Genomic DNA, 20,768 nt, shown 5'->3' on the forward strand with positions numbered 1-20,768 from the left:
CAAGACATGGAGACTACGCCATGAAGATTGTTGATGTCCGTCTCACGGGGCTTTCCGGTGGAACTGTCGAGGGAGGCTGGGCCAAGGAACTGACCCCCGAGGATGATGTTCACACCGTTGTTGAGGTCATCACGGACACGGGCTTGGTCGGTGTTGGCAGCACGTTCACGAGCAGCGCGCTCGTGGCGGCGTCGGCCAAACTGCTCAAGCCGCTTTTGCTTGGCGAACGGGCCGATGAGCCGGCGAGAGTGAGCGAGAAACTTCGCCAGCATATGTTCTGGCAGGGGCGTGGCGGTTCGGTGGAACACGCCATCAGCGGCATCGATATCGCCTTGTGGGACTTGTTCGGCAAGTCGGCCAATCAGCCGGTCGCCCGGTTGCTCGGCGGTCTGTATCGCAACAAGATCAAGCCGTATGGCTCACTCTTGTTTGCGGAGGTGGACCCGCTTCGGGAGAAGTTGCAACAAGCGGTTGCCCGAGGGTTCAAGGCCATCAAGCTTGGATGGAAGCCGTTTGGCCGACGAGATGCGAAAACCGACGAGGAACTGGTTCGCACGGCCCGCGAAACGGTCGGGCCGGATGTGGAACTCATGGTGGACGCCGGAGGGAGCGAGGCGTTTTGGCCGCATGGGTACAAATGGGCGATTCGCACGGCCCACATGCTGGCCAAGTACGATGTGACATGGTTTGAAGAAGCGCTTCCCCCGGATGATTTCGCCGGGTTTGCCGAGCTTCGCCGACATTCGCCGGTTCCCATCGCCACCGGGGAAGTGTTGACACGCCGACAAAGTTTTTGGCCGCTTTTCGATCAGAAATGCGTCGATGTCGTCCAGCCGGATTGCACCAAATGCGGCGGGCTGACGGAGGCTTGGCGAATCGCCTGGATGGCTTACGAACACAATGTGCAATGGGTGCCGCACGGGTGGAACACGGCCATTGGCTTGGCCGCCGATATTCATCTGGCCTGTGCAATGCCGGTGGCGAAGTATGTCGAGTTCCTCACACCGTCGCCATACATGGATGAATTAATCAAGACGCCGTTTCGGCCGGATGCCGACGGGTTGTTGACACTCCCCGACAAACCCGGCCTCGGGATCGAACTGAACCCCGAAGCCATGAAGCGATTCGGCGGCGGCTGACCTCATCCCGCCAGAAGTCGTTCGATCTCCCGGCACACGTTTTGAGTCAGCGATTCAAAACTCCCGGCGGCGGTGGCGGCGATGATTTCCTGATAGATTCCGTACCCATACGACGCGGCCGGGGGAACGTAACCCGGCTGCCAATCGTCAGTGATGGTCGATACGACCACCGCAAATTGCGGGAATCGTTTTCGCAAGGTGATCTGAAACTCCTGATACAGTTCGCCGGGCGTGAATACCCACAATGAATGCCCGATCCGCGAGACGGACACGACAAACGGATATGCCTTGCCGGCGGGCAGGGCGGCGAGACGCACCAGTTGCCGCGTCATCTGCTCGGCCTTCGCCCGGCAATCGCTTACCCGTTGCATGTCGTTCGCAGCCCGAGCATCCGTTTCGCGTTTTTCCCATTCAGTCAGTTCAGCCCGAGTCTCGGCTTCTGTGGCCAATTCCATGCGATAGTGCATGTGAACAGTGAAGACCTTGGACTGCCAGCGCCGGGATTGTTCCGCAAATTCTGATGTCATCGGCCGGTGCCGCCAAGGCCCGAGAATGGCCCCGGAAATCACCGGCCCGGCGTATTCAAAATGCGTGCCGGGTTGGGGCAACGCCTCCAACCCGGAGAGGGCCGCAAAACCGAGTTGCCGCCCGTTGCGATCCGCAATCGCCGGGTCGCCGACAAATCCTTCCTTCGGCCCCAATTCCCCGGATGAGCCTTGGAGAAACAAGCAGGGCGAATGGGTGTGTCCCTCGATCACCTCTCGCATGGCTCCGATATAATCCGGGCTGATGAGCGTGTTTTCCCATGCCAGCGTCGTTGGATGGCAGGCGTAGTTCACCACCGTGCCAAGAACCCGGCCGTCTTCGGCGATGGCCTTGCCCACCAAGACAGTATCGTCGGCGAATCCATCGGGATTGAAACCCACCACAATTTGATTGGTAACCAAGTCTTGGAGATCGCGATGCGTGGCCAGCGAGCAACGGGAGGTGCCGTACACAATCGTCGCCGGACGGGCCGCCGTGGATGCCTCTATGGCGATTCGGCCACAAGTCTCCGTCATCGCGTCGAGATACGGGGCGATGAGATCGCCGCCCGGCAAATGGGAGCGGGAGCGGGACATCCACGCGGAACCGTGCGTGTGCGACATCGACACATGAACATCACTGGCCGGGATTCCGGCCGCCTCGCCGACATGCTTGCGGATTCGCTCGAACTCGGATCGGTCAAGCAAGCAATGGTCGAGGCCAAGGATTAACTGTCTGCCGGAACCATCAAGGGCCTCCAGCCAGAGGGCCGTCGCCAATAGCGGCCGGTGGATGCCGGTTGACCGCTCGTGCATGGCGGCCCCCCACATCCGATGGTAGCTGCCGACCGGCGGGGTGATGTCGGCTCGGGCAAAACCGACCCGACTCTGGCTTTGCGGAGTTTCAACCCTTGTCGTCATCATCTTCCTCGATTGGCTTGGTCGGACTGACATCTCCGAAGAGCGTCCCCTTCGGGTTTAGGAAAATCCAGCAAACAGCGCTGGCGGCAAAGAGCGAGGCGAACACCAACATGGCGATGTTCCAGTCCCCGTATCGGCCGACCAGCCAGCCCACGACAAACGGGAACAAACCGGCGCCGATGTTTCCGCTCATGTTCATGGTGGCAAACACCGTGGCCACCCGGTTGCCGCCGTAACCGATGGCCACGGTATAGCCGCTGACGCCGCTTGCCATCGCCCCGAAAGCGATGCCACATAACAGCACGATGACAATCCCGGTGTCGGTCACCAAATAAGCGGCCAGCCCAAGGGAGGCGCAAATGACCGTCAGAAATGCAGCCATCCCCTGACGACTTAGCCGGGAATTACCCGTGATCTTCAGCAGACGATCGGACAGCATCCCGCCGAGGATGCCGCCAAAGATACCGCATATTGGCGGCCAAGAAGCAAGTTCGCCGGCACGTTCTTCACTGAGCCCGTGTATTTCGCGGAGGTATCTGGGCAACCATGTGTAAAACAGAGCTACGGCTGAAGCCCGGAAAAATTGCTGTCCGCAAATGATTAGCATTTGAGAGTCGGTGGCCAATTTCAACCAATGTGATGAGGGAGTGTTTGGACCTTTCTCCTCTGGTTCGGCTTCCGTGGTTCGCTCCTTCCACCGAGGGGCAAAAACCGCAAACAGGAAAGTCCAGCATAATCCGGGTAACGTGTAGATTGTCAGAATTTGCCGCCAAGAGCAGATTCCAAGAAGGCTGCCGGATAGTCGATGCGAAATTGCCGACCCCATCGCCATGCACGCCGACAATCCGCCGGATGCCGAGGCTTGGTTTTCCTTGGGAAACGTGGCGCCGATGGCTTTGGTCGCACACGGAAACAGTCCCGCCTGGGCGCAGCCCATCAACCCCCACACCATCAAAAGCCCCGTGAATCCGGTGGCCAACCCGGTGGCGGCCGTGAGCATCGACCAAATGGTGGCAAAGAATACCAAACCTAATCGACTTCCCAACCGGTCGGCCAGCCAACCGGAGGGAAGTTGCATGAGGGCGTAGCTCCAATACCAGACAGCCATCACGATGCCCATTTGCTTCGTGGTGATATCCAATTCGGCCTCGATCATCTTCGTCGGGGCCGACAAAGCCAGTCGCTGGACGTATGCGATCACAGTGGCGGCGCAGAGGAAGCCGAGAACGATGTATCGCATCACAGGTAACCGGGTTAACGAGGAGAGGTCGTCAGGCGATCAGTTCAGCGCGGCTTGCAGACGGTCGTAAAGGCGGTCAATTTCGGCGGCGGTTTCGGCATCGAGTTCCCAGCCATAAGGCTTGCGTCGCGTCACGGTGGGAAACAGGCCGCGTTTTCGCATCAGGTATTTTTCGACGGCGAGGAAACCATCAAGCCCGGCCTGAAGTTCCAAGGCGACGATGGCGCAGATGGGAAAGTAAACGCGATAAGCGGTTTCTTCGTCACCACGTTGAAGGGCTTTCCACAGGGCCACCACGCCGTCCAGCAAATCCATGCCGGGCATCGTGCCGGTGATTCCCCGGCGGTAACTGTCAATCAGGAAGACGCCGCCCGAACCCTCGAACATCTTCGCCCCGCCGCCCGTGGCATCTCGCAAGGCCGACAACGTCGGCCCGTTGGGAGCGGCCTCCGGTTTGAACAACACTTTGTCCGGGCCGTAGTGTTCCAGCAAGCGAACGCAGACGTTGATCGGGATCGACTGGCCGACATAGCCGGAGGCATCCTGCACGATGATGGGAATCGAAATCCCGTCGGCGATGGCCCGGAAATGATCCACCAACAGAAGCTCGGTCAATTTGCCCGTCAACGGCGGCACGACCATGACGGCATCACACCCGGCTTTCTCGGCGGCGACGGCAAATTGAAGGGTTTGCTTCGTGCTTTCCGCCCCGACCGCCGAGAACACCGGCCCGCGACCGGCGGCGAATTCCACCAGCATCTTTGCCAGGGCCATCCGCTCGTCGCTGGTGAGCTTCAGTGTTTCGGACACCATGCCGGTGCCGATTCCGTTGGCGCCGACGGCAAAGGCCCAGTCGATGGACCGTTTCAAAGAGATTGCGTCAATCTCGTCGTCATCGGTGAACGGCGTGTGGGTGATCGCCAGCACACCTGAAAGATCTTTTTTCATCTCACCAGTCCCCCACGCTGCCATCGGCATAGAACACCCGCTGCGGCAACTCCTGTTTGAACGGATGTTTCTTCACTTCCGCTTCGTTGATCGTGATTCCCAATCCGGGCTTGGTGTTCGGCCGGACAATCCGGCCCTTTGATTCGACGACGAATCCCTCTTGTACCACATCCTGCCGCCAAGGCACATCGGCGTGAACGGTTTCGCAGATGATGTAGCTCGGTTGCGAGAATCCAAATTCCAAACTGGCGGCCGTGCTGACCGGCCCCTGTGGGTTGTGCGGAGCCAGCGCAATCCGGTGGGCCTCGGCCAATGCCGCGATCCGGCGGGCTTCGGACAAGCCGCCGCAATGCGTGATGTCCACCTGGCAGACTTCACAGGCTCGGGCGTTGAACAAGTCTTTGAAAGCCGCAAGATTGGTCACCCGTTCGCCGGTGGCAATCGGTGTGGCAACCGCCCGGTTGATGACGGCCAACCCGTCCACACTTTCCGGCCAGCAGGGTTCTTCGAGGAAATAAAGGCCAAATGGTTCGAGGATTTTTGCAAATTGCAATCCCATCGCCGGAGACGGCCGGGCGTGACAATCGACCATGATGTCGATGCCATCCCCCACGGCTTCCCGCATCGCGGCCACGCATGCTTCGGCTGTCTTGATCGCCTTCAACCCCTCCAGTGGCAGCGTCGGCGGCACGGCCATTGACTTGAACGCCGTGAACCCGTCGGCCACGGCCATTCGGGCCAAATCCGCAAATCGTTTCGCATCATCGGAAGCGGTTTCATAGAAGTCTTCTAACTTCCCTCCGCCGAGATGGCAATATGTGCGGACATGATCCCGAACCGGCCCGCCCCACAGTTTCGAGCAGGGCATTCCGGCTACTTTGCCGAGGATGTCCCAAAGGGCAAGGTCAATGCCCGCGATGGCGGTTGCCCGAATGATGCCGTGTCCGTGCCAGAAATGCTGGCGATACATCATCTGCCAGAGATGCTCGATCCGCGTGGGGTCTTCGCCGACGATCAATTCCGCGATATCTTCCACCGCACCGACAACGGCCCGAGTATGCCATTCCAGCGTCGCCTCACCCCAACCGAACAACCCGTCTTGGTCGGTGATGACTTTGACAAACACCCAATTCCGCATCCGGGCATGGCAAACATGCGTCTCAACTCGGACGATCTTCACGCTGATTCTCCCGCAGGGATTGAAGTGATTTCGGGTTCCAAGGGGCGATATCGGTAACACCACCACGCCACGGCCGAGAGAACCAGACCAATGCAATACACATCAAACATGGGGTCCCATCGTTCTCGCCCGGAATACCCGGCCTTCTCCCGTAAATCGGCAAATACCCCGGCGAATAATTGGGATGCCATCGCCCCGATAACGCCAACGCCATTCATCAACCCGAACAAGGCTCCAACATGACGCCCACACTGTGGGATGGCAACCGACCACCAATTCGGCAGGGTAATATGCATGGAGCAAAACGACACTCCCCACAACACGGCGAGAGCCATTGAATCATCGCAACGAATGCCCAAGAACAAGCTGCCGGACGCCACCAAGTAGCACACCACTCCGAGATAACGTCTCGCGTCGATCGGATTCGAGGACCATTTGGGAATCTGATCGGCCAGCCAGCCACCGAAGAGCATCCCGACCGCCGAGCCGGCCAACACGATGGAAACCAGTGCTCCAGCCCTCATATTGCTCATGCCACGGGCATCTCGGAGATAATTCGAGAACCAAGAGTAGAAGAAATAGGTGTAAAACGCACCCAGAATCATGATGAGACCGAGAACGAGAATGCCACGATTGGAAAAGACCCGCGCCCAAGGCACTGGCCCCGGCTCAAGTGTTCGCGGGGGCAGATCAGCATGGATCACGGCCAATTCGGCGGCGTTCACACCCGAGTGTTCAGCCGGGTCGTCCCGAAACCACCACCAAAACCCGATGGCCCAAACAACCCCCACCAGACCAAACACGCCGAAGGACCATTTCCAACCAAGGCACTCAATAAGAAACCCTGCCCCCACGGGAGCCAGAACCGCCCCGAACTGAGCGGCGGCCAGCATCAGCCCCTGCACCCTTCCTCGCTCATGGACCGGATACCAGCGGGCGATCACGCGGGCCGCATTCGGAAGCGCTCCCGCTTCGCCGGCCCCGAACAAGAACCGCACGATCATTAAAGTGAGCAAGCCAGAGCAGGCCCCCGTTAGGCCTGTGAAAATCGACCACCAGATCACGATGCGGGTCAGCACGGATCTTGAACCAAACCGATCTCCCATTCGCCCCGTTGGCACCTCGCACAATCCGTAGGCAAGCGAGAATGCCATCAAGACATAGCTCATTTGCGTTTTGTTCAGTCCCAACTCCTCTTGGATTGGGACTGATGCCTGCGACATGCAAATGCGATCAAGATAAAGCACGGCGGAAAGCCCGCAGAGCCAGAGGGCGAGGACAAACCGGGCTCGCGTGGGGCGGCTCGGCTCATCATCGTAATCGATGCGATCAGCGTTCATGTGTCAGTCCTGCGGGAGAGGACTGCCACAGTCTACGGGGTGTTGTGAAGCGTGTCACGAACTGAAATCAGATTCTGCTCGCGTTCTGTACTTTCATCTGGTGTAATGTCGCATCGGCCGCGGGAACGGAGGGAAAAGATGTTGCTTGGGTACGTCAGCGATGAACGGTATTCCGCGATTCCCGACGCTTTGCTTGAGTTCATCAACCTGGCCGGAGAATCTTGGGAAACCCGCTCGCGGGCGTCCGGGGCGGTTCACTTGGAGTTGCCGCCCGGCCAATATCGGGTGGTCATCCAAAAGCCGGGTTTCGGGGCCAAGTTCAGTGAGTTGAGTGTCCCTGCTACATCTCCTCATCAATTTCGGCTTCTTTCCGATTCGCTGAACGGCTATGCCTGGCCGAAGCAGGTTCGATCTGGCGAACAGTCGGAATTTCGCGTTCACTCGGTCGAAGCCTACAAGCTCGAACTGTGGCGATACGGCCGGGAACCGGAGTTTGTCCGCTCGCTCGGCTGGCACGACGAACACGCCCCAAGGGCGGTCATGCAGGTGACGCCGGACGGCGATTATTCCCAAACCGGGGTTGAGTGGAACAAGGTCGGATATGCGAATTCCGTCCACTCGCAGCATGTCACCGCCCCGGAGCGAAGCGGGCTTTACTATTTTCGAGCCTCCACCGCTTCAGGGAAACAATTCGCGTTTCCGTGGATCGTCGCCCCGTCCAAGCCAACAGCCTCAATGGCCGTGCTGGCCTCGAATCTCACTTGGAACGCTTACAACAGTTTCGGCGGCCGCAGCAATTACATTCATGCCGATGGTCTTCCCGCGACGCCGACCGTCAACGCTCGTTCCGAGTTGAAGAGGTATTCCGATTCCGGGTTCTTCACCTGGCATGCGGATGAATACCCGCCCCTGTCGTTTGACCGGCCCGAGCCATTCAATCACATCGACTTCGCCGAGCGGATCACCGATCCCATCGAAGGACGACAAGCCTGTCACCTCGCCCCGACCGAGTGGCGGTTGCTTGGCTGGCTCGAACAGGAAAACATTGAGTACGATTACTACGCCGAAACACAAATCGACGATGGCACGCTCGATCTTACCGCTTACAAGGTGTTGGTGACGGCTGTTCACCCGGAATACTGGACTCGGCGGATGTATGAACGGCTGAAAAAATGGGTTTTCGATGGGCAGGGGAGACTCGTTTATCTCGGCGGCAATGGCCTGAATTGCGAAGTGGAATTCCAGCCCGATGGCTCGATGGTTTGTCACAACGGCAAGATCACCGGCCTGACCGTCGAGGGATTGGGGGGCCACGACAGTCGCTACGCGATCCGACATGAATCGGAAGCCAATCTGATCGGTGTGGTGTTCACAATGGCCGGGGCGATGACCGGCGCTCCCTACCGCGTGGTTGATGGCAGCCATTGGATATACGCCGGCACTAGCCTGAAAACCGGAGACATTTTCGGGGAAAAATCTCTGCACATGCGCTGCCCCGGCGGGGCGTCCGGCCACGAGACGGACAAGGTTTCCCCGTCCTCACCCAAGAACGTGCATTTCCTCGCCAAAGGATTGAACCCGGATGATGGAGGGGCGGACATGATTATCTTCGATACCCCTTCCGGGGGAAAAGTGTTCTCCGTGGGGTCGATCAATTATGTTGCCTCGCTGCCAGTGGACGATCACGTCTCTCGAATCACGAAGAACGTGCTGAATCGATTTTTGGAATGATCGTTGCCCGCCGTCGAAGTCTATCGAACTCTCCTCTCCCTGTTCTTGCATCCACTCATTTGTGTTGCCGTCTCCGAGGAGTTTTGAAGTGAAGATTACCCGAATCGAACCAATTCCCGTCAGTGTGCCATTGAAGAAAGGCATGACCGCCAAAACGGCCCACGGCGAACATGCCGTTTCTCCGTATGTGTTGGTAAAGGTCCACACGGATGCTGGATTCGTCGGGTTGGGCGAGGCGACCATCTCTGGCCTGTGGTCCGGTGAAACCCAAGCGGGCACGGTGGCCGTGATCCGCGATTACATCGCCCCGCAATTGATCGGCAAAGACCCGCGAGACATCACCGCCGCCCGGCAGGCGATGGACTTTATTATCAAGCTCAACCCGTTCACCAAATCGGCCGTCGAGATGGCCCTCTGGGACATCGCCGGGAAATCGGCGGGAGTACCTGTCTATCAACTGCTGGGTGGGAAAGTCCGCGACAAGGTTCGCATCAAGTTGGTTGTCTGGGCGCGGGATGTGCCGGGTTCACGGCTGATGGCCGAGCAACATCTGAAACTTGGCGTGACCTGTGTGAAGGTAAAAGTCGGTCTCGATCCGGTGACGGATGTGGCTCGTGTGCGGGCGGTCCGCGAGGTGGCCGGGCCGGATATCCCCGTCACCATCGACGCCAATTGTGGCTGGACGATCCAGCAGGCGAAGTATTGCCTGCGTCAACTGGCTGATGTGAACTTGCTGCTGGCCGAGCAACCGATTCCCCCCGGTGATTTTGTGGCGATGGCCGAGCTTCGCCGGGATACTCCCGCTCCGATCATGGCCGATGAAAGTGTTTTCACGCTGCAAGATGCTTGGCAATTGACCCAGCACCGGGCTGCCGACATCCTCAGCATTTATCCCGGCAAACACGGGGGGATTGCCGCCACGGCCGAGATCGTTGCCGTGGCGAAAGCGGCCGGGATTCGCTGCACGATTGGCAGCAACCTTGAACTCGGCATCGGCACGGCTGCGATGCTTCATGTGGCCGCCGCGTTCCCGGAAGTGGATTGCGACACCTTCCCGGCCGACACCATCGGGCCGTTTTATCATGCCGGAGAAGTCATCACCCAACCGCTGGACCTCGGCCCGCCTTATGCGATTGTCCCGACCGGCCCCGGTCTCGGGGTTGAACTTGATGAAGAAGCCGTCGCCCGTTGGCGGGTTGGCTGATTTATTTCAGGTCTTCATACCGATCATTGAGGATCGGGTATTTTCGCCATTCACCGAAGTCGTAATGCCACCATTCGGCTTCGTAAACGGTGAAGCCCTCCGATTCCATCGTGTCCCGCAGCAGTTTGCGATGCCATCGCTGCAAACTCGTTCCGCCCATGTAATCCGGGTACGATCGGTCGGAGAACTCGTCGAACCCGCTGACCATCTCGACCGGCTTGCCCGTCTTCAAATCGTAAAGCGTGATGTCGGTCGCGCAACCCCGGTTGTGCCGCGACCCCTTGGACGGGTCCGCGACAAAGATCCGCTGATTCTCCGGGGTGGCTTCCCAGAACATTTTCGTGATGTGCCACGGCCGGTAACAATCAAAAAACAGAATCCCGTAACCATGCTCGGCCAATTTCTTGTTGGCCTTTTTTAAAGCCTCGGCCGCCGGCCTTTGAACAAAAGCTTTGGCCGAGGAGTAGAGCGGGGTGCTCATGAAATTGTTGTCGGTGGCGTAGCGGATGTCGAACTTGAAGGCAGGATCAACCGTTGCCAGATCCACCAAATCCGGCTTGCGGAATTCCCCTTTCTCCACCGGCGGTGTTGCCTTGAAAGCCTCTTTGCGGATGTCGTCAATTGAGCGATTGGGTTTGATCTTGAACGTCGCCCCGTCTTCGCCATCGAGTTGACGCCGATCAAATTTCATCGCGGCCGCCGTCACGGCCGTGGCCTTGCCGCCGGGCTTGCGATGGAAAACAACGGCTTCCCCCGGATACAAACCGGATTTGGACAGCCGGAATTGATCCGGGCCTTCTTCGGTCAGCGGGCACAGATAAAACCATTCGATCAACAGATGTAATTGGCCGTCTTTTTCCAATACGAACAGCACATTTGAATCGGTTCCGTATTCGCCGATCAATCCCTGCCATCGATCCGGGGCAGGTTGCGGGTTGGTGATTTCCATTCGCTCGTATGTCTTGCCATCAATCTTGAGGTTGCCTCCATTCAGCCCGATCTTTGTTCCATAAGAGAGTGCGTCATCTGTGATGAACGACTCCTCGAAGGACCGGATTTCCTTGAGCGTTCCGCCACCGGACGGGATCAGCCATGCCCGGTCGCCCCCTGTCATCACTTCAACTTGCTTGTCTCCTGATTGGTAACGGCCGTCGAGTTTCCTGGCGGCTCCCGCCGGGAGGGAAGCCGTTGTTCGCAGCAATGAAAGGGGTTGGCCGGCCTTCAATGCGAGCATTTGCCCGAGGGTTGCATCCGCAATGCGGCGAGTCAGCATGTTGGCGGAATCGAGGTTCGCACAGACGATCACGCCGAGTTGTTCTTCGGGCAGCACGGCGAACTCGGTGGCGCAGCCGTTGACCGCCCCGCCATGACTGACCTTCTTCTTGCCCTGAAACTCGGAAAGCATGAAGCCGATCCCGTATGTTCGTTCGGCCTTGACACCGGGAAACTGCGGCGTGAACGCCGTTTTCAAATCATCCGGATGAAACGGTTTTCCGGAGGAATACAGCGCCGGAATGAACTTCCCGATGTCCAGAACCGACGAATGAAGCCCCCCGGCCGGGCCAAGGGCCAAATAGTCGTGGGTTGGCCAGGGGAACGTCTTCCCATAACGGGTCCATCCCTGTCCGACGGCAAGCTTGGACCGGACGGGGTCTGTCAGCCGAAACGAGGTGTGAGTCATCCCCAACGGCTGGAAAATCCGGGTTTCCGCGACATCCTCAAATGATTTCTTGTCCGCCGTTTCGATCAGATGACCCGCCAGGGCGAAGGCCGCGTTTGAATACTTGTATTGTGTTCCCGGTTGATGAATCAACTCCGTGTCGTTGAGGCTGGCGACCAACTCGGCCCGGGTGGCTTTGCCGGGAAAAAAGCAATTCCCAACCGGGGGTTCGCGAACAATTCCGGAGCAATGGGCCAACAGGTGGCGAATTTTCACGGGAGTGTTGAAGGAGTTCTTCGGCTTGAAGTCAGCCAAATACTTGGTCACCGGGGCATCGAGATCAAGCTTGCCATCTCGCGCGAGTTGCAAAGCCAGAAGGGCGGTGAAGAGTTTCGACACGGAGCCAAGCGGATACTGGGTCTCCGCCGTTGCGGGTTTCTTCTTCTCCAAGCTTGATTCGCCAAATCCCCTGGCCCACACGATTCTGTCGCCATCAACAATGGCAATGGAGAGGCCGGGGGCATCCTTGGCCTTCATCTCGGCTATGATGAACGGTTCGAGCGAGCGGATCACATCCGCATATTTTTTCTCGGCTTGAACAGATTCTTGCCCGCGGGTGACGGGGCAAACCGCCATCACCGTTAATGCGGCCAGCAAACATAAGCGGGTCATCTGTCTTCCCCTGTTACCACTGAGTTCAGCCGTTCCGAAAAATCACCTTGTTGGTGGGGATCATACGGAAGATCGGCCCGGAAGTGATTTTTGCGATCCGCCCTCTTTTCATGGCGGGGATGCTGATCGGATGTGGAAGTGATCCCGTGCGGAAGGCCAATGAAGCCTGCGAGCGGATGCTTAAAAGCGACGTGAAGTAATTGCAAGCCGTCAGTGGTGATCGGGAATCTTGATTTCAATCCCATATCGCGGGGCAGCGGCCAGCATTTTTTCGATCTCTTCCTTCGTCGGCGGAAGGGTGGTTCGTTCACCAGCAGGAAGAGTCCGGCCGACTTCAAAAAACATGTTTTCCAATCCGGCCGGGATGACGGAAATCAACATCCGGGCCGGTTGTTGCGATTCGTTGCGGAACGAGTGCAACGTCCCCACCGGCATATGGGCGAACATCCCGGCTCCCGCCACATGTGTTTCGCCATCCGCCCGAAAGGTGATTTCCCCTTCGAGGATGAAAAAGCATTCTTCCTCACGGCTGTGAATGTGCGGCGGCGGCCCGCCACCCGGCGGGACAATCGCCTCCCATTGGGCATATCGCCCGTCGGTTTCTTCCCCCGTGGCCAGAAACCGATACACGTCGCCGACCACGCCGACCACTCGCCCCTCGCCGGGTTTCCTCAGATAAGCGGATTGTGTGTTGCTCATTTTTGATGCCTCCTGACGACGTGATACGGAAAATCATCAAGCGGAGGAGCAAAGAATCCACCGAACAATTTTCGTGATGCGACCGGCCAGCCTTCGGTTAAACTTCCAAGGTCGGTCGAAAACATGCGTCAATCATGCGGAGGCGGTTCTGGTGTCCAAATCATTGCGAATCATGCGGCTCGTGGGCTATTGCGAAGGAGCGTCCTTCCTGTTGTTGCTCGGCGTGGCCATGCCGCTCAAATATGCGGCCGGCCAGCCCTTGGGAGTCGAGATCGTCGGACCGATCCACGGAGGGCTGTGGATTCTCTACCTTCTCGCCGCCGTAATCGCGTTGAAATCGCTTCGCGGTGGCTTCCTCAAAATGGCCCTCGCCTTTGTGGCATCCATCCTGCCTTTCGGCCCGTTTGTCTTTGACGCTTGGGTAATCCGGCAAGAAACCCCCGCCCCTGTTTCAGAAGGAACAGGCCCGTCGGCATAGCCAGTTGAAAAAGCCGCTCGCGATCGTTTTGCGTTTGTTCGCCCGCCAGAAGCGGCCGATTAAACGTGTTGAAAATGTCGCATCCTGAGCAAATGCAACGGGATTTGGAGTGAGCTTGGGTTTTGACGTACAAACGGGACACAATTCGATGAACGAGGATTGTTGTCTGGTCATTTCTTGTGTCCGCCAACTCACCACTCCTTGCGATTTACAGCACATGTGACTCAAATTACCGCACCGCCACTGTCACCACATGCGGCGTTTTTTCCACGTTCTCGGCCGCATCCTCGGCGGTGGCGGTCAGCTTTACGCTGCCGGGTTTGACATCGTCCAGGACAATTTCCCACTCGGCGAAGTTAGCGCTGCTTGCCTTCACTTCTTTGCCGTTGACCGTCACCTTTTTCACCGGGCCGTTGTCGGAGGTCGTGCCCCGGACGAGGAGTTTACCGTCTTTTATTTGCGTATACGTGATGACCGTCGTCGGCGGAAGATCGTCCGTCGGGTCGAGCAGTTTCGGGAACTCGATGTTTTGCACGTCTGTGACACGGGCCTCCTGTCCGGCCAGCATCGCGTCGCTGTGATACTTGAGGCCGTCGGCTCCGAAATCTTTGGCATTGGCCAGCATCACTTTGGCCTGTTTGCCAGTTCCTGGGTAATCGTGCAGATAAACAGGCACGCCCGTGGAAGTCGTCGGGGCCACTTGCGCCCCGCCCCCCATGTCGAGCATCGGGCGCTGGCTTCCCTTTTGTCGGTTCATCTCGCGGACGTTGCGGAAATGGGCCACGGCCAGACCAGTCGGGTTGTCGTCGGTCATTTGAATCAGCGGCAGGGAGTTCTTGTAACCCTTAACATTGGTAAACGTCAGTCCGTCCACCGTCAGCGGGCCATATTGGGCGCTGATGTCGTCGTGGCCGCGATTGAACGGTTCCGAGCCATCGCCGTTGATCGTCAGATTGCGATAGACATGATGATCGTAATTCGGGTGATACACGCCATAAGTGGAACGATCAATCACCATATCCTCCACCATCACACAAGGAGATTGCACGCGGAAAGCATAATGAATTGCCCAAATCTTGGTGCGGCGAAGCACAAACGGATGCTTCATGTCCGGGCCGACACGATTCACGCCCTCGCCAATGTTGATGCCATACAGGCCATCGCAATGGGCCTCGTTGTCCTCGAAGCGGACGAACGGCAGCGTGCGGATGTCCACTGTCTTCTTTGATCCGTCCGGCTGGCGAATCGGGAAGGTCATGGCCAGTTGGCTCGTCTTGGTGGCCTCGAAGCGATAGCCGTAGCGGTCGTTTTCACAAGAGACGTTTCGGGTGAACGTGTTCAAACTGTTCGGCCACCAATAGCCGGCCCCGTTGTTCTCGTCAAAGGGAAGCGCCTGCTTGGGCAACGGCTTCCCGGCGAAAGCCTGCACCGCCAGATTGCGGTCAAACACATTGTCAATCTCGGTGCCGTCCTCCATGAAGAAGCCGTGCCCGACGCATTGATAACCGATGGTGTCCTTGACCACGAGATAGTTGGTGCCGTGGACGGTCAGCCAGTGATTGCCGCTGTCCCAAATCGAGGCCCCGACGACGGAACTGCCCCGCATGGTTTCCTTGCACAAGTGGAAGTGGAGCGGATATCGGCCCAACACTCCTTCTTTGCCAAGATGGCGAAACTCCGCATAGCTGATGGAACCGGCCGAACCTTTGTGGTACATCGTGTGGCCGCGTTCGGTCTTTGGGTCGGCCGATTCCACGACGACATTTCGGCTCAGATTGGCAACCTCGCCCCGGAATTCGCCGGTTCCGAGATGGTTGAACTCCAACGGTTCGTCGAGCGTGAGTTTGGTGCCGTCGACCGCTTTGATCGTGCGTTCTTCGGTGAAGACCTTGCGGTTTTGCTTGCCCGGTCGTCGGCTTCCGGCTTCGTTGGGGTCTTTGGTCGTCGCCGTGATAATCAGCTTGTCCCCCGCCTTCCAACCGGTTACTGGTTCGGCAAGCACAAGGTCCTTCTGGCGGACTTTGGCGGTTTCGCCGAGTTTTACCCAAGTGCGGTTCATCGGGGCGCCGTGAAAGTCCATCCGGCCGCCGCAGCTAACGATGGCGGGAGCGCTCAGTTTGTCCATTCCGGGAACGTAATGCAGCCGGATGACGGCCGTTCGCCCGGCCGGAATCGGTTCCCCGGCGGTTCCGACTTCCAAGACCGGCTTGGGACCATCGGATTCGTCCAGCATCGCGTGGGCGTCGCAATCGAAGCCATTCTCCCCATATTTTTCGCCGGATTGGATGAGGATCAGACCGACATTCAACAGCGTGTCCTTGTCACGGGCGAACGTCAGCGTGCCGCCAACATGGATGCCGCGAATGACCTCATCGGATTTGACATCGTAAGTGACCGTGTGACCCGGCCGAATCTGCACCTTCGCATTGGCGCCGGGAACAACTCCCTTTTCCCAAGTGGCCGCCTCGGACCAGCGGCCATTCTTGACACTGCGAATCACCCCGGAGAAATCATCCGGCTTGGACTTGGCGTCGTCGGCCCGGAGAAATCCGGCAGTGACTCCCAACAGCACAAGGGCTGAGAGAACAAGTTGAAGAGATGCGGAATGGCGTGAACGCATGTTTTACCCCAAGGAGAGCAAGGAAACACTCGGCAGGCGGCGGGTGGGAAATCGGCCGAACTTCAGGCCCGGCGGAAGGCAAAGGCGGGACAGGGGAGCCACCAAGTCGAGTCGCTCCCTTGTATGCGCATGATCCTAAACGGAACGAGAGGGGAGATCAAGAAGATATGTTTCGTTGTGCGATATTACCTTGGTCAGCGCGTAAAAAAAGCCGACCGCCAGTTTCCCGGCGACCGGCTCATTCATCACTTCAACTCGCGTTACTTCTTATCCGGCTTGGGGATGTCCGCCAGGCTTTCGTTCACTTCAGCGTAGTGGCTAAACTCCATTGAGAAGCTCGCCGTGCCGGAGGTGGCGCCTCGCAGGTCAGACGTGTAGCCGAACAGGTTGGCCAGCGGCACCTTCGCCCGGATGATCCCGCGTCCCTTTTCGGAGGTGATTTCTTCAATCACCCCGCGACGACGGTTGATGTCCCCGGTGATCGAACCCTGATATTGCTCGGGGCTGACGGCCACCACGGTCATGATCGGCTCAAGCAGCTTGATGCCGACCGCTTGCTGCACGTCACGGAAGTTTTCTTCCGCCGCCATGCGGAAGGCGTCCTGCGAGGAGTCCACCGGGTGAATCTTCCCGTCGAACAACACGCACTCCAAGTCCACGAACGGGAAGGGATACTTGCTCCCCCTCTTGGCCATGTTGCGAATGCCGTCTTCCACGGACGGGACATATTCCTTCGGAACCACCCCGCCGACGATTTCGCTGGCAAAGTAGACGTTGTTCGGATCGGGCTTGTCCCCGTCCTCGATCGTCTGCTTGGTCCACTTTTCGATTCCCTCCGCATCCAGCGGAGTGTAGCGAACGTGGATCACGGCGAACTTCCCGCGACCGCCGGTTTGCTTGACGAACTTCGTCACCAGTTCGGTTGCCCGACCCAGCGTCTGGCGATAAGCCACCCGCGGCTTGCCGAGTGACAGAATCGGGTCGCCCTGCGGAAGGCCAAGCGTTCGCTTGATCTTCTCCAGGGTGATTTCCAAGTGAAGCTCGCCCATCCCGCTGAGGATCGTGTCCTTCGTTTCTTCGTCCGTGTGAACCTTGATCGTCGGGTCGTCCCGGGTCATGCGACCGAGGGCTTCGCCGAGTTTGCCGGTGTCCACCGTTTTGCCGGTGGTCAGGGCGGCCGAGATCACCGGCTTCGGGAACGAAATCGATTCCAAGGCGACCGGATGGTCCTCGTCACACAGGGTGTTCCCCGTGTACGTGTTCTTCAGGCCGACCACGGCGACAATGGCGCCGGGTTGCGCTTCGTCAAGCTCTTGCCGAGTGTTCCCCATCATGCGATACAACCGGGCGATGCGCTCGCCACGATTGAACGTCGTGTTGATGACAGACGCACCCTGCTTGAGCACGCCGGAGTATACGCGGACATACACCAAGTCCCCGTTCGACTCGGCCACGGTCTTGAAGGCCAGTCCGGAGAACGGATCCTTCGGGTCCGGGTTGCGAATGACCTTTTCCTTGGTCTTCGGGTTGATCGCCTCGACCGGCGGCCGGTCGAGCGGGCTCGGCAGAAAATTCACGACGGCGTCAAGCAGAACCTGCACGCCGTGGAAGGTCTTGGACGACCCGCAGTACACCGGGTTGAACTTGCCTTCGATGGTCCCCTTGCGCAGGGCGGCGATCAGCCGTTCCTTGGAGATTTCCTTGCCCTCCAGGATCATCTCGGCCATTTCGTCGTCCGCCAGCGAGGCGGTGTCGAGCAGTTTCTCGCGGTATTCGGCCGCGATGTCCTGATGAGACTCCGGGATTTCGACGAGCGACTTCCGCACGTGTGTCTTGTCGGTGTCGTCCTTCAAGACGAACTTGTTTTCGATCAGGTCAATGATGCCCTTGAACTCGCTCGACTCGCCGACCGGGATTGCGCAGATCGCCGGGACGCAGTGGAGCTTGGTCTGCATCTCCTTGACGCAACCCTTAAAGTCCGAGCCGAGCCGGTCCAGCTTGTTGATGTACGCGATCCGGGGGACTTTGTACTTGTTGGCCTGGAACCACACGGTTTCGGACTGCACTTCCACGCCGCCCACAGCGCAGAACACGCACACGCCGCCGTCGAGGACGCGCAGGGACCGTTCAACTTCGGCCGTGAAGTCCACGTGGCCGGGGGTGTCGATGATGTTGATCGCAACGTCATTGTCGTGTGAATCTTTCCAGTCAATCGACACGGCGGCCGAGTTGATGGTGATGCCTTTTTGACGTTCGAGCGGGTCAAAGTCGGTCGTGGTGTCGCCGTCGTCCACGTCACCGAACTTGTGTTTGGTGCCGCTATAGTAAAGGATTCGCTCCGTGGTCGTGGTTTTCCCGGCGTCCACGTGGGCGATGATGCCAATGTTTCTGAGTTTGTCGAGCATGAATGACGGCCGGAAGAGGCCCCGCCGGCTCCCAAAAGGAAAAAAAGGGTGTCGCGGGATGCACCACACATCCCGGAATCGCACCCAACCGTGATTAGACGTTCATGGGGTCGTTTCAGGTTCACTATTATCGATGAACCGGCAACGACGACGTAACGCCCCCGATGCCGCCTGACAGGGCGAACGATCTCACCAAGCTATGAATATAAGCCGGGACCGGCATTCGTCCACCCTTTGAAGATGACACGGTGACACGGCGACACGACGACACGGTGAAAAATCAGATCGCCGGAGATTTCTTTCTCTCCGGACAAGTTAGGTTTTTAGGTTTTTCACCGTGTCACCGTGTCGCCGTGTCACCGTGTCATCTTCAAAGGGGCTTCATTTCTGATACACCGACACGGTAACCCTTTGCTCTCATGGGACCCGTCCAATGGCACGCAGTTCATATCACAGCGACTACATGATGATCTCCCCGGGGACAGACATCCCCTCCGTGGTCAACATGATCGTGGAAATCCCCAAGGGCCGACGCAACAAGTTTGAATTGGACAAGGAAACCGGCCTCATCCGATTAGACCGATATTTGTACTCTTCGTCCGTCTACCCCGGCGATTACGGGTTTATCCCGCAGACACTTGCGGCCGACGGTGACCCACTCGACATTTTGGCGATGGTGAACGAGCCGACCTTCAGCGGCTGCCTGATCGAAGCCCGCGTGGTTGGCATGTTCCGCATGAAGGACAAGGGATTTGACGACTTCAAGGTGCTGTGCGTGCCGAACGCGGACCCGCTGTTCGGGCATGTCCGCAAGCTGGAGGATGTCCCCCCGCACTTTCTGCGGGAAGTCGAACACTTCTTCGGCACCTACAAGCAACTTGAAGGGGCTCTCACGGAGTCGCTTGGCTGGATCGGTGCGGACGAGGCCACCCACGAAGTGCGGTCTTCCGTGGACCGGTTCCGCAGTTCGATGGGCAATGTGAAAATTTGAAGTAAATCTCAGGGACATACCAACAACCCCCCGATTCCGAGGAAGTGGAATGAAGAAGGGCTTGATCACAGGCATTAACGGACAGGACGGCAGTTATCTCGCGGAACTGCTGCTCGAAAAAGGTTATGAGGTTCACGGTCTTGTCCGGCGATCCAGCACGGAGACGTTTGAACGCATCAATCACATCACTGATCGCATCAAACTGCACCAAGCGGATCTCAACGACCTCTCTTCCATCACGGAAGTGGTCCGGGAGGTGCGGCCAACCGAAATTTACAACCTGGCCGCCCAGAGTTTCGTCCCCACCAGTTGGAAACAACCCCTGCTGACCGGCGACATCACGGCCATGGGGGTCACGCGGATGCTGGAAGCCGTCCGGCAGACGGACGCGAAGGGAATCAAATTCTACCAAGCTTCCAGCAGTGAAATGTTCGGCAAGGTGCAGGAGACGCCGCAGCGGGAAGAGACGCCGTTCTACCCTCGCAGCCCGTATGGGGTGGCGAAAGCCTACGGGCACTTCATCACGGTGAACTACCGTGAAAGCTACCAGATGTTCTGCGTCTCGGGGATCTTGTTTAACCATGAGAGCGAGCGCCGGGGCAAGGAATTCGTGACCCGCAAGGTGACGGACGCGGTGGCCCGCATCAAGACCGGCAAACAAAAAGAACTCCGCATCGGCAACATGGATGCCAAGCGGGACTGGGGCTTCGCCGGTGATTATGTCCGGGCGATGTGGCTGATGCTTCAGCAAGACACCCCGGACGATTTTGTCGTCGCCAGCGGGGAAACACACACCGTCAAGGAATTGATTGAAATCGCCTTCGATCACGTCGGGCTGGACTGGAAAAAATTCGTTGTTCAAGATCCGGCGTTCATGCGTCCGGCCGAGGTGGATTTGCTGCTGGGCGATCCCTCCAAGGCCAGCCGGATTCTCGGCTGGAAACCGGAGCTGGATTTTCCGGGCTTGGTGAAGCGAATGGTCGATTTCGACCTGAAACGCCAAGGCGGGGCCTGAC

The 20,768-nt window shown here is 58.3% G+C and carries 15 protein-coding genes; 6 read left to right on the plus strand and 9 right to left on the minus strand.

Features of this window, described 5'->3' with window-relative positions:
- The first annotated feature begins 20 nt into the window (after positions 1 to 20).
- The gene (locus BGIM_RS0139825; RefSeq protein ID WP_020475184.1) at positions 21 to 1,139 is read left to right on the plus strand and encodes a mandelate racemase/muconate lactonizing enzyme family protein; all 1,119 of its coding nucleotides are present in this window, start codon (positions 21 to 23) and stop codon (positions 1,137 to 1,139) included.
- 2 nt (positions 1,140 to 1,141) lie between these two features.
- Here BGIM_RS0139825 and BGIM_RS0139830 read toward each other — a convergent pair whose 3' ends face one another.
- From BGIM_RS0139830 to BGIM_RS54960, 5 genes are read right to left on the minus strand one after another with little or no spacing between them, the layout of a single operon-like run.
- Positions 1,142 to 2,587, minus strand: coding sequence for a neutral/alkaline non-lysosomal ceramidase N-terminal domain-containing protein (locus tag BGIM_RS0139830; RefSeq protein ID WP_202947380.1), 1,446 nt, complete (start codon positions 2,585 to 2,587; stop codon positions 1,142 to 1,144).
- Positions 2,568 to 3,824, minus strand: a complete 1,257-nt coding sequence (locus BGIM_RS0139835) for an MFS transporter (protein ID WP_020475186.1) — start codon at positions 3,822 to 3,824, stop codon at positions 2,568 to 2,570. Before BGIM_RS0139835 ends, BGIM_RS0139830 begins: the two co-directional genes overlap by 20 nt.
- A gap of 39 nt (positions 3,825 to 3,863) precedes the next feature.
- Entirely contained in the window at positions 3,864 to 4,772 is a 909-nt protein-coding gene (locus BGIM_RS0139840) for a dihydrodipicolinate synthase family protein (protein ID WP_020475187.1), read from the minus strand.
- Between the two features lies 1 nt (position 4,773).
- On the minus strand, positions 4,774 to 5,952 hold the full coding sequence (gene dgoD / locus BGIM_RS0139845) for a galactonate dehydratase (protein WP_020475188.1): 1,179 nt from the start codon (positions 5,950 to 5,952) through the stop codon (positions 4,774 to 4,776).
- Complete coding sequence (locus tag BGIM_RS54960; RefSeq protein WP_020475189.1) at positions 5,949 to 7,292, minus strand: MFS transporter; 1,344 nt, start codon at positions 7,290 to 7,292, stop codon at positions 5,949 to 5,951. The genes dgoD and BGIM_RS54960 overlap by 4 nt, the downstream gene beginning before the upstream one ends.
- 138 nt (positions 7,293 to 7,430) lie before the next feature.
- Here BGIM_RS54960 and BGIM_RS0139855 point away from each other — a divergent pair, with 138 nt between their 5' ends.
- Entirely contained in the window at positions 7,431 to 9,023 is a 1,593-nt protein-coding gene (locus BGIM_RS0139855; RefSeq protein WP_020475190.1) for a carboxypeptidase-like regulatory domain-containing protein, read from the plus strand.
- An 88-nt stretch (positions 9,024 to 9,111) separates the two neighbouring features.
- Positions 9,112 to 10,227, plus strand: a complete 1,116-nt coding sequence (locus tag BGIM_RS0139860) for a mandelate racemase/muconate lactonizing enzyme family protein (protein WP_020475191.1) — start codon at positions 9,112 to 9,114, stop codon at positions 10,225 to 10,227.
- A 1-nt stretch (position 10,228) separates the two neighbouring features.
- On the opposite strand, the gene BGIM_RS59995 is transcribed toward BGIM_RS0139860, so the two are convergent.
- Positions 10,229 to 12,559, minus strand: coding sequence for a serine hydrolase (locus BGIM_RS59995; protein ID WP_020475192.1), 2,331 nt, complete (start codon positions 12,557 to 12,559; stop codon positions 10,229 to 10,231).
- A gap of 210 nt (positions 12,560 to 12,769) precedes the next feature.
- Positions 12,770 to 13,258 carry a cupin domain-containing protein gene (locus BGIM_RS0139875; RefSeq protein WP_020475194.1) on the minus strand — a complete coding sequence of 163 codons (489 nt, stop codon included), beginning with the start codon at positions 13,256 to 13,258 and terminating at the stop codon, positions 12,770 to 12,772.
- Between the two features lie 151 nt (positions 13,259 to 13,409).
- On the opposite strand from BGIM_RS0139875, the gene BGIM_RS54965 reads away from it, so the two are divergent.
- The gene (locus tag BGIM_RS54965) at positions 13,410 to 13,736 is read left to right on the plus strand and encodes a DUF3817 domain-containing protein (protein WP_202947381.1); all 327 of its coding nucleotides are present in this window, start codon (positions 13,410 to 13,412) and stop codon (positions 13,734 to 13,736) included.
- 229 nt (positions 13,737 to 13,965) lie between these two features.
- On the opposite strand, the gene BGIM_RS54970 is transcribed toward BGIM_RS54965, so the two are convergent.
- The gene (locus BGIM_RS54970; RefSeq protein ID WP_020475196.1) at positions 13,966 to 16,356 is read right to left on the minus strand and encodes a G8 domain-containing protein; all 2,391 of its coding nucleotides are present in this window, start codon (positions 16,354 to 16,356) and stop codon (positions 13,966 to 13,968) included.
- A gap of 260 nt (positions 16,357 to 16,616) precedes the next feature.
- Positions 16,617 to 18,761, minus strand: coding sequence for an elongation factor G (gene fusA, locus BGIM_RS0139890; protein ID WP_020475198.1), 2,145 nt, complete (start codon positions 18,759 to 18,761; stop codon positions 16,617 to 16,619).
- Between the two features lie 433 nt (positions 18,762 to 19,194).
- On the opposite strand from fusA, the gene BGIM_RS0139895 reads away from it, so the two are divergent.
- Positions 19,195 to 19,752: an inorganic diphosphatase gene (locus BGIM_RS0139895; protein ID WP_020475199.1), complete on the plus strand. Its 558-nt coding sequence runs from the start codon at positions 19,195 to 19,197 to the stop codon at positions 19,750 to 19,752.
- Positions 19,753 to 19,801: 49 nt separating this feature from the next.
- Positions 19,802 to 20,767 (plus strand): GDP-mannose 4,6-dehydratase, encoded by a 966-nt coding sequence (gene gmd / locus BGIM_RS0139900; RefSeq protein ID WP_020475200.1) that lies wholly within the window; start codon positions 19,802 to 19,804, stop codon positions 20,765 to 20,767.
- Position 20,768: the final 1 nt, after the last annotated feature.

The sequence above is a fragment of the Zavarzinella formosa DSM 19928 genome, from assembly GCF_000255705.1.
Classification (GTDB): domain Bacteria; phylum Planctomycetota; class Planctomycetia; order Gemmatales; family Gemmataceae; genus Zavarzinella; species Zavarzinella formosa.

What these genes read in the sequence shown, in the direction of transcription:
- BGIM_RS0139830 (WP_202947380.1), bottom strand. Translation starts at nt 2,587, where the DNA reads ATGATGACGACAAGGGTTGAAACTCCGCAAAGCCAGAGTCGGGTCGGT.
- BGIM_RS0139835 (WP_020475186.1), bottom strand. Translation starts at nt 3,824, where the DNA reads ATGCGATACATCGTTCTCGGCTTCCTCTGCGCCGCCACTGTGATCGCA.
- BGIM_RS0139875 (WP_020475194.1), bottom strand. Translation starts at nt 13,258, where the DNA reads ATGAGCAACACACAATCCGCTTATCTGAGGAAACCCGGCGAGGGGCGA.
- gmd (WP_020475200.1), top strand. Translation starts at nt 19,802, where the DNA reads ATGAAGAAGGGCTTGATCACAGGCATTAACGGACAGGACGGCAGTTAT.
- BGIM_RS0139840 (WP_020475187.1), bottom strand. Translation starts at nt 4,772, where the DNA reads ATGAAAAAAGATCTTTCAGGTGTGCTGGCGATCACCCACACGCCGTTC.
- fusA (WP_020475198.1), bottom strand. Translation starts at nt 18,761, where the DNA reads ATGCTCGACAAACTCAGAAACATTGGCATCATCGCCCACGTGGACGCC.
- BGIM_RS54960 (WP_020475189.1), bottom strand. Translation starts at nt 7,292, where the DNA reads ATGAACGCTGATCGCATCGATTACGATGATGAGCCGAGCCGCCCCACG.
- BGIM_RS0139855 (WP_020475190.1), top strand. Translation starts at nt 7,431, where the DNA reads ATGTTGCTTGGGTACGTCAGCGATGAACGGTATTCCGCGATTCCCGAC.
- BGIM_RS0139895 (WP_020475199.1), top strand. Translation starts at nt 19,195, where the DNA reads ATGGCACGCAGTTCATATCACAGCGACTACATGATGATCTCCCCGGGG.
- BGIM_RS0139825 (WP_020475184.1), top strand. Translation starts at nt 21, where the DNA reads ATGAAGATTGTTGATGTCCGTCTCACGGGGCTTTCCGGTGGAACTGTC.
- BGIM_RS54970 (WP_020475196.1), bottom strand. Translation starts at nt 16,356, where the DNA reads ATGCGTTCACGCCATTCCGCATCTCTTCAACTTGTTCTCTCAGCCCTT.
- BGIM_RS59995 (WP_020475192.1), bottom strand. Translation starts at nt 12,559, where the DNA reads ATGACCCGCTTATGTTTGCTGGCCGCATTAACGGTGATGGCGGTTTGC.